Origin of the sequence: Gemmobacter sp., from assembly GCF_016792925.1 — a bacterium.
GTDB lineage: Bacteria > Pseudomonadota > Alphaproteobacteria > Rhodobacterales > Rhodobacteraceae > Gemmobacter.
In genome coordinates, this window is the sequence record NZ_JAEULU010000226.1 from 1 (window position 1) to 8536 (window position 8536).

Below are 8536 nucleotides of genomic sequence, written 5' to 3' on the forward strand. Positions count from 1 at the left end.
AACCACTTTGACGGAACTGGCGCCGCTCCCCATGGCCTTGGCTGCATCAGGGGCGATGACCACTGTGGAAACCATTGCCGATGTGGTTCCAATCCAGGAGGCCGCAGACATGTCTGCCGCCGTTCTGACAGCGCCGGTGCCAGGGCCTGCGGCGCAGGAGAGTTTGGCGGGAGAGGTGGTTTTGCCGCCCGAAATCGTGATGCAGCAGATGCCGGTCGCGGCCACGGAACCAGCGGCCATGGCCAATGCCCCGCTGCTTTCGCCCGCCGAATCGCCAGGCATGGTGCTGAAAGCTGGAGGCCCCTCTCCGCCTGTGGAGACGGGGGATCGCCCGGTCGAGGTTTCGTCGGACCTGCAGGCCGATGTGCAGGACGGCTCGCGCGTGGTCGCCGTCCCGAAAGCCCATCCCGTCACGCCAGCTTATTGGCGTCTGGTCCTTGAAGGCGTGATGGCGGGCCAAAACTTGAATGCCGCCGAACCCGCTGTCGCCGCCCCCGCCAATTCGTCGGCAGATACACTCCCAATTGTGCAAGCTGCGCAGTCTGGTGTGGCCATTCCGGCGCAAAGCCCGTCGGATGGGGCAGATCCTGCGCCAAATGTGCCGCCTCAGATCGAAAATCTGGCGCTGCCTGATGCCGAGGAAGCCACGGCGCGGGGCGAAATCGCGGCAGACCAACCAGACGCGTCGCGCCCGCCCGAGGACAAGGCCCGGCAACGCGCACCGGATTCGGCCACAGCTCTCCGGTCGCCGCTCATGCCCCAGACTGCATTCGTGCCCCTGTCGCAGGTAGACCTGTCTTCGGCAGGCCCGTCGCTGCCGCCCGCTCATCATGCCCATGTCAGCGCCGTGGCCGATGCCCTGCCCGCGATGGCACAGGCGGGATCGGGCGGGGCCGACCTGTCGATTCGCGCGGCCTCCATTGCGCAGGTCCAGACCGAGGCCGGACAAGACGTGACCGAGATTCGCCTTGATCCCGAAGAATTGGGGCGCCTTCGCATCACGCTTGATGGTGAGGGGGATTCCCTGCGCGTGCGGGTGGAGGTTGAAAGGCCAGAGACCCTCGACATGCTGCGCCGGAACGGTGACCGGCTGGCGGAAACCTTGCGCGAAGCCGGTTACGATCAGGCCGACATGCAGTTCAGCAGCTGGTCCGAACAGCGGCATTCTGCTGCGGCTCAGACAAGGCCGGATATCGAAATGCTCGCCGAGCCCGAGCCGCTCCTCCTGTCTCCGGTTCCCTCTCCACTTCTTGCCCGTCCGTCCGCCCTGGTGGCCGGGCTCAATCTTCGTCTTTGAAAGGCCGTTTCATGATCGTATCCGCCGCCTCATCGGCCACCACCACAGCGAGCCAGACCCAAAGCTCAACCCCGGTCAGCAGTTCGCTCACCTCGGATTTCCAGACCTTCCTGCGCCTGATGACCACGCAATTGCAGTATCAAGACCCGATGAACCCGGTCGACAGCACACAATATCTGTCGCAACTCGCCAGCTTTTCGGCCGTGGAGCAGCAGACCCAGACAAACAAGCTGCTGACCTCGATTCAGGGCAGTTTCAATATGCTGGGCATGGCGCAGGTCGCGTCCTGGGTGGGCAGTGAGGCTCGGGCCGAAATGCCGGCCATCGTGACATCGGGAGAAGATGTGACCATCGCGCCGCAAATCCTGCAAGGGGCCGAAAAAGCTGTGCTGGTGGTCCGCGATTCGGAGGGGGAGCTTGTGGCGCGGGTCGATCTGCCGCTTGATGCCACCAGTTATGAATGGGAACCCCTGGATGCGGCAGGGGAGCCGCTGCCGGATGGCACCTATGATCTTTCCGTCGAAAATTCTGCCGAGGGCGAGGAAACCGTGGTCACCGGGGTCGAACTTTACGCGCGGGTGGTCGAAGTTCAGGGGCTTGGCGATCAGATCGTTCTGTTGATGGAGGGGGATCGGAGGATTTTGGCCGACAATGTGACCGCGATTCGCGGGTGAGCCTGCTTGCCGGGAGAATCCGGCTGGCCTAGGGTCCGGGCCATGAACCGCACCGCCCACCTTTCTTCGCCGCAACCGGATGCCGCGCTGCGCCGGGCCGTTTTGGGCCTGTGCGGCGCTGACCATGCCGAGTGGCATCCGCTCGAAGGGGGGCGCAGCAATCAGGTTTGGCGGTGTGGTACGGTTGTGGTGAAGCAATATCGGCCCGAGGCTGCGACCCCGCTTTTCCCCAATGATCCGGCGCTTGAGGCCGCCGCGCTGTGCGCCTTTTCCCCTTTGGGTCTCGCGCCAGCGCTTTTGGCGCGCGGCGATGGCTGGATTGCGTGGCGCCATGTGTCGGGGCGGATTTGGCAGGGTGAGCCAGGGGTTGCGGCGCTGCTCCAACATCTGTCGCTGGCGCAGGGCTTTCCGGGGCTGGCGGTGCGGCCCATGGGGGCGAGGGCGATCGCAGCGCAGGCCCGATCTTTCGCGCCCTCTGGCCTGCCACCCCTGCCGGAGCTGGCGGAGGTTGCCTTGCCAAAGCCTTCGGTCCTGCACGGCGATCTCGTGCCCGGCAATATTCTCAGCACAGAGCGCGGCTTGTGTCTGATCGACTGGCAATGCCCGGCCATGGGCGACCCGGTGGATGATCTGGCGCTGTTTCTGTCGCCCGCCATGCAATGGCTTTACCGCGGCAAGGTGCTGGAGGCCGACGCGCGGCAAGGCCTGCTGGCGCAATTGCCCGCGCCATTGGCCGATCGCTATCGGCACTTGGCGCCCGTGCTGCATTGGCGCATCGCGGCCCATTGCGCCCTGCGCGCCGGGCGCGGCGATGCCGGTTATGACACGGCGCTTCGTCTGGAACTGGCCAGCCTTTAAATCAGCTGGCCCAGAATCAGGCCCAGACACAGCAGGCCCGCACCGCAGCCCATCCACACCATCGGGTGCAGGGGTTTCTCCGCTGGCACCGGAGGCTGGCTTTGGCGCAGCAATTGGGCCTCGACCATGGCGGGCAGTTTGGGGCCAAAGCGGCCCAGCACCCGCGCCGTCAGGGCCAGGTCGCGCAGCAGCGCGCGCGGGCCGACATTGGTCTTGATGTAATCCTCGACCACCGGGCGGGCGACCTGCCAGATGTTGATATGCGGATCAAGGCCGCGCGCCACGCCTTCCACCACCACCATGGTGCGTTGCAGAAGGATCAGCTCGGTTCGGGTTTCCATGCCAAATCTCTCTGTCACTTCAAAGAGATAGGCCAAAAGTCGCGCCATGGAGATGCGGCTGGCATCCATGCCGAAAATCGGCTCGCCCACCACGCGCAGGGCGCGGGCGAATTCGTCGATGTCGCGGTCGGCCGGCACATAGCCTGCCTCGAAATGCACCTCGGCGACGCGGCGGTAATCTTTCTTGATGAAACCGTAAAGAATTTCGGCATAGACGCGGCGGGTATATTCATCCAGCCGCCCCATGATGCCGAAGTCATAGGCGATCACCGCCCCGTCGGCGCCAACCTTCAGGTTGCCCTGATGCATATCGGCATGAAAGAACCCGTCGCGCAGCGCATGGCTGAGGAAAAGTTGCAGCACCCGCGCGCCCAAAGCCACCCTGTCATGCCCGGCGGCATCCAGCGCGGCATTGTCTGCCAGGGCGATGCCCTCGGCCCAATCCATCGTCATCACGCTGCGCGAGGACAAGGACCAATCGGGCGTTGGCACCCGAAATCCTGTGTCTTTCTGCGTATTTGCTGCAAATTCTGCGGCGGCGGCGGCCTCCAGCCGCAGGTCCAGCTCGCCCATCACCACGCCCTCGAAATGGGCGATCACATCCATCGGGCGCAGGCGGCGCGAGGCCGGGGACAGGGTTTCGATCATCCGCGCGGCGAACCAGAAAGCGTCAATATCCTTGCGGAATGCGCGTTCGATCCCCGGGCGCAGCACCTTCACTGCCACTTCGGCGCCGGTGTCAGTCAGCCTCGCGTGATGCACTTGCGCGATGGAGGCCGCGGCGACGGGTTCGGAAAACTCGGAAAACAGCGCGCTGATCGGCTGCCCGAACTCGGCCTCGATCATTTGCTGCGCCTGCGTCACCGGGAAGGGCGGCAACTTGTCTTGCAGATATTTTAACTGCTGCGCCAGCTCGCCGCCGACAATATCGGGGCGGGTGGAAAGGATTTGCCCGAATTTGATATAGGCCGGGCCAAGCGCGGTCAGCGCCCGGGTCGTGGGAGGCAGGGCCGGATCGCCCTTCAGGCCCAACCATTTGAACGGCCAGCCCAAAATCCGCGCCACAGCCCGCAGCCGGGGCGGCGCATCCATCGCGGCCAGCACCTGCCCGATGGCGCCGGTGCGCTCCAGCGTGGCCAGCGTGCGCACCAGACGGATGATGTTGTGCGGGCCGCGCATCAGATCTTCCAGCCGGAATGCAGCGCCGCGATGCCCAGGCTGAGGTTGCGGTATTTCACCTGCCCGAATCCAGCCTTGCGGATCATGGCGGCAAAGGTCTCCTGATCGGGGAATTTGCGAATGCTTTCAACAAGATACTGATAGCTGTCGCGATCATTCGCGATGATCTGCCCCATGACCGGGATCAGGTTGAAACTGTAAAGGTCATAGGCCTTTTGCATCATCTCGTTCGGGATCTGGCTGAATTCCAGCACCATCAGCCGCCCGCCGGGGCGCAGCACGCGATAGGCCTCGTTCAACGCATCCTGCACCCGCGTCACGTTTCGGATGCCAAAGCTGATCGTGTATACGTCGAACGTATTGGCCGGGAAGGGCAGCGCCATCGCGTCGCCCACCACCCAATCCAGACGTTCTGCCATGCTTTCGGCCTCGGCGCGGCGGCGGCCTTCGATCAGCATCGATTCCGTCATGTCCAGCACCACGGCCTGCGCGCCGGGCGCGCGCCCCAGATAGCGGAAGGACACGTCGCCCGTGCCGCCCGCCACATCCAGCAGCCGGGTGCCGGGGCGCGGCGCCAGCCAATCCATCATCGCATCCTTCCAGATGCGGTGGATGCCCATGCTCATCACATCATTCATGATGTCATATTTGCTGGCGACCTTGGTAAAGACGCCATGCACCATGCCGGCCTTCTCGGTCTCGTTCACGGTCTGAAAGCCGAAATGCGTGGTCTGGGGCGCGTCGCTCATCTGTCTCATCCGGGGCTTGCCCCTCAGGGGCTTCGCACCCCTTATAGGCCAGCGCGCGCGGGCTGCAATGCGCGGGACTGTCACGGAGGGGCGAGCATGCCGGAATTGCCAGAGGTTGAAACGGTGCGGCGCGGTCTTTTGCCGGTGATGGAGGGGCAGGTGATTGCGCAGGCGCAGGTGAACCGGCCCGATCTGCGCTGGCCCTTTCCGCCCGGCATGGCAGAGCGGCTGACCGGCGCGCAGGTGCAGGCGCTGCGGCGGCGGTCGAAATACATTCTGGCCGATCTGTCCACCGGCGAGACGCTGCTCATTCATCTGGGCATGTCGGGGCGGATGCTGATTTCCGGCGCGCAGGTTGGCGCGTTTCACCATGACCACCCGGCGCCCGCCAAGCATGACCATGTGGTGCTGGATATGGGCAATGGTGCCCGCGTCACCTTCAACGATGCGCGGCGCTTTGGCGCGATGGACCTGCTGCCCACCGCAACCGCCGAGGCGCATCCGCTGCTCTCGGTGCTGGGGCCAGAGCCTTTGGGCAATGATTTCCACGAAAGCCATCTGGCGGCCCGGCTGAAAGGCCGCGCCACGCCGATCAAATCGGCGCTGCTGGATCAGCATCTGGTGGCGGGTCTGGGCAATATCTATGTTTGCGAAGTGCTGTTTCGCGCGGGCATCCATCCGGCGCGGCTGGCGCGCGATGTGACCGGGGCCGATGTGGCGCGGCTGGTGCCGCTGATCCGGCAGGTGCTGGAGGAGGCGATCGAGGCGGGTGGCTCTTCTTTGAAGGATTACCGGCAGGCCGATGGCGAGCTTGGGTATTTCCAGCATAATTTCCGGGTTTATGACCGCGAGGGCGAGGCTTGCACCACGCCCGGCTGCGCGGCGACGCTGCACCGCATCGTGCAATCCGGGCGCTCCAGCTTTTTCTGCCCCACCTGCCAATCCTGATATGCCTGCCAGCGCTAACCGGGTTGCAAGCCGCCCGCCACCTGTTAGGAGTCAGCACGACCAAAGGGGAGCCTGCGCCATGGCCTATGAAACGCTGATCGTCGAGACCGAAGACAATATCGCGCTGATCCGGCTGAACCGCCCCGAGGCGCTGAATGCGCTGAACAGCAAGCTCTTGGGCGAGCTGGCCGAGGCGCTGCGCGCCGCCGACCGCGATGATGGCGTGCGCTGCATCATCCTCACCGGCTCGGACAAGGCCTTTGCCGCCGGGGCCGACATCAAGGAAATGGCGCAGAAAACCTTTGTCGAGATGTTCGGCGAGGATTTCTTCGCGCAGGAGGCCGACGCGATTGTGCGTACCCGCAAGCCGATCATTGCGGCGGTGGCGGGCTATGCCCTGGGCGGCGGCTGCGAGCTGGCCATGGCCTGTGATTTCATCATCGCCGCCGATACCGCCAAATTCGGCCAGCCCGAGATCAATCTGGGCGTGGTGGCGGGCATTGGCGGCACGCAGCGCCTCACCCGCTTTGTCGGCAAGTCGAAGTCGATGGACATGCATCTGACCGGGCGCAACATGGATGCGGCGGAGGCCGAGCGCTGTGGCCTCGTGTCCCGCGTGGTGCCCGCGAAAGACCTGATCGCCGAGGCAAAGAAGGCCGCGGCCAAGATCGCCGCCAAGTCGATGCTGACGGCGATGGTGGTGAAGGAATGCGTCAATCGCAGCTATGAAACCACGCTGCGCGAGGGCATCCTGTTCGAGCGCCGGGTGTTTCACGCGCTGTTCTCGACCGAGGATCAGAAAGAGGGCATGGCGGCCTTTCTGGAAAAGCGCCAGCCGCAATTCCGCGATAAATAAGGGGTTCCCAATCCCCCCCGGATGGCCTATAGGCCGTCCCCACATGCGCGTGGGCCCGCTTTGGCAAGAATCATGACCTCCCCCCAGGGGCGGGTCGCCTTGGGTCTTATGTTGCCACCGAAACAAAGACCCTAAGGAATTCAGCCCATGGCCAATACGCCCCAGTCCAAAAAGCGCGCCCGTCAGTCGGAAGCCCGCTATGCCGTGAACAAGGCCCGTCGTTCGCGCATCCGCACCTTCCTGCGCAAAGTGGAAGAAGCCATCGCCTCGGGTGATCAGGCTGCTGCCACCGAAGCCCTGAAGAATGCCCAGCCGGAACTGGCGCGTGGCGTGTCGAAAGGCGTGCTGCACAAGAACACCGTGTCGCGCAAGATCTCGCGTCTGGCGGCGCGCGTGAAGGCGACCGGCGCTCAGGCCTGATCGGCTTTCCGGGCCTGATTGGCGGCCTGCAAGGCGCCGAATCTGGTCAGCAAAAATACAGAAATTAAGGGCGCGCCGAAGGGCGCGCTTTTTGCTTTTTCAAGCCCTTTATGGTCGTAAACCAAGGTTTATTCCGGGCGCCGTTGCCGCTTTGCATGGGGTCCGGGATTCGATTCAAGGCACCCCCCTGTCAACAGCGAAGTTCGGTTGCAGGCCCTGCGTCGGGCTTGCTAGCTTGCCCAAGCGATTCACGGTGTCCTGGGGGACGGGCCGCGAGCGTGCGGCACAGCCGGGGGCTGCCACCTGCCAGTCAGGTTCCCTGCGCAAGCCGCGCGACGCATGCTGGAGGGTCTGCGCAATTCTGCGCGACAGACAACATATGTCAACGCGACGGGTCTTCCCGTCGTGCGGGTTTTGTTGTGCCTCACCATTCCCCCAAAGGCGGCGTGGCCGCTCTCGTTTCGGCGGGAGTGCACGTAAATACGGGCTCTTACAGCCCCAACAGGCCGAAAAAGAACGGCGCGGGACGGAATTGGGACAAATGACCAACGAAACTTGGGGCGAGATTCGTGAACAGCTTGAGCAGCGTCTGGGCAAGAACAACTACACGACCTGGATCGAGCCGCTGAAGCTCTCGACCCTCAAGAACGGCGTGGCGCGCTTTGAGGTGCCGACCTCGTTCTTTGGCGATTGGGTGAACCGCAATTTCGGCGATCATATCCGTTCGCATCTGAACGCGAATGGCCAGCAGGTCGAGCGGGTGGAGTTTGCCGTGTCGCGCGGGGCGCGCCCGGCCGAGGCCGCCAAGGCGGCTGCGCCCAAAGCCGCCGCCACCAAGCCCGCGCCGAAGGCCCGCGCCGCTGCGCGCCCGGCCTCGGAGGAGCTGCCCGGCGCGCCGCTGGATGCCCGCTTCACCTTTGACAGTTTCGTGGTCGGCAAGCCGAACGAGCTGGCCCATGCCGCCGCGCGCCGCGTGGCCGAAGGCGGGCCGGTCACCTTCAACCCGCTGTTTCTGTATGGCGGCGTGGGCCTCGGCAAAACCCACCTGATGCATGCTATCGCCCATGAATTGCAGCTGCGTCAGCCCCATCTGCGCGTGCTGTATCTGTCGGCCGAGCAATTCATGTATCGCTTCGTGCAGGCGCTGCGCGACCGGTCGGTGATGGATTTCAAGGAAATGTTCCGCTCGGTCGATGTGCTGATGGTGGATGACG

The 8536-nt window shown here is 64.2% G+C and carries 10 protein-coding genes and 1 pseudogene; 8 read left to right on the forward strand and 3 right to left on the reverse strand.

Features of this window, described 5'->3' with window-relative positions:
* The 4 genes and pseudogenes from JNN06_RS10725 to JNN06_RS10740 all read left to right on the forward strand — a co-directional run.
* Positions 1 to 1297, forward strand: a 1297-nt coding sequence (locus JNN06_RS10725) for a flagellar hook-length control protein FliK (RefSeq protein ID WP_291239585.1), incomplete at its 5' end; no start/stop codon positions are given.
* Between the two features lie 83 nt (positions 1298 to 1380).
* Positions 1381 to 1476, forward strand: a pseudogene (locus JNN06_RS10730) (flagellar hook capping FlgD N-terminal domain-containing protein); the annotation flags it as partial.
* Positions 1477 to 1500: 24 nt separating this feature from the next.
* Positions 1501 to 1971 carry a FlgD immunoglobulin-like domain containing protein gene (locus JNN06_RS10735; protein WP_366812738.1) on the forward strand — a complete coding sequence of 157 codons (471 nt, stop codon included), beginning with the start codon at positions 1501 to 1503 and terminating at the stop codon, positions 1969 to 1971.
* Positions 1972 to 2013: 42 nt separating this feature from the next.
* A complete protein-coding gene (locus JNN06_RS10740; protein ID WP_291239586.1) occupies positions 2014 to 2829 on the forward strand; it encodes a phosphotransferase in 816 nt (271 codons plus the stop codon).
* Here JNN06_RS10740 and ubiB read toward each other — a convergent pair.
* Both ubiB and ubiE read right to left on the reverse strand, forming a co-directional pair.
* Positions 2826 to 4349, reverse strand: a complete 1524-nt coding sequence (ubiB, locus tag JNN06_RS10745; RefSeq protein WP_291239587.1) for a 2-polyprenylphenol 6-hydroxylase — start codon at positions 4347 to 4349, stop codon at positions 2826 to 2828. The genes JNN06_RS10740 and ubiB overlap by 4 nt on opposite strands.
* Positions 4349 to 5098: a bifunctional demethylmenaquinone methyltransferase/2-methoxy-6-polyprenyl-1,4-benzoquinol methylase UbiE gene (gene ubiE / locus JNN06_RS10750; RefSeq protein WP_291239588.1), complete on the reverse strand. Its 750-nt coding sequence runs from the start codon at positions 5096 to 5098 to the stop codon at positions 4349 to 4351. Before ubiE ends, ubiB begins: the two co-directional genes overlap by 1 nt.
* Before the next feature lie 96 nt (positions 5099 to 5194).
* Between ubiE and mutM the strand changes: the two genes are divergently transcribed.
* The 3 genes from mutM to rpsT all read left to right on the forward strand — a co-directional run bounded on the left by mutM (position 5195) and on the right by rpsT (position 7322).
* On the forward strand, positions 5195 to 6046 hold the full coding sequence (gene mutM / locus JNN06_RS10755) for a bifunctional DNA-formamidopyrimidine glycosylase/DNA-(apurinic or apyrimidinic site) lyase (protein WP_291239589.1): 852 nt from the start codon (positions 5195 to 5197) through the stop codon (positions 6044 to 6046).
* A gap of 79 nt (positions 6047 to 6125) precedes the next feature.
* Positions 6126 to 6902 (forward strand): enoyl-CoA hydratase, encoded by a 777-nt coding sequence (locus JNN06_RS10760; protein ID WP_291239590.1) that lies wholly within the window; start codon positions 6126 to 6128, stop codon positions 6900 to 6902.
* A 147-nt stretch (positions 6903 to 7049) separates the two neighbouring features.
* On the forward strand, positions 7050 to 7322 hold the full coding sequence (gene rpsT / locus JNN06_RS10765) for a 30S ribosomal protein S20 (protein ID WP_291239591.1): 273 nt from the start codon (positions 7050 to 7052) through the stop codon (positions 7320 to 7322).
* On the opposite strand, the gene JNN06_RS10770 is transcribed toward rpsT, so the two are convergent.
* Positions 7313 to 7447, reverse strand: coding sequence for a hypothetical protein (locus tag JNN06_RS10770; protein ID WP_291239592.1), 135 nt, complete (start codon positions 7445 to 7447; stop codon positions 7313 to 7315). The two genes, rpsT and JNN06_RS10770, sit on opposite strands and share 10 nt — an antisense overlap.
* Positions 7448 to 7863: 416 nt before the next feature.
* Here JNN06_RS10770 and JNN06_RS10775 point away from each other — a divergent pair.
* The coding region (locus JNN06_RS10775) for a DnaA/Hda family protein (protein WP_291239593.1) at positions 7864 to 8536 on the forward strand (673 nt) is incomplete at its 3' end.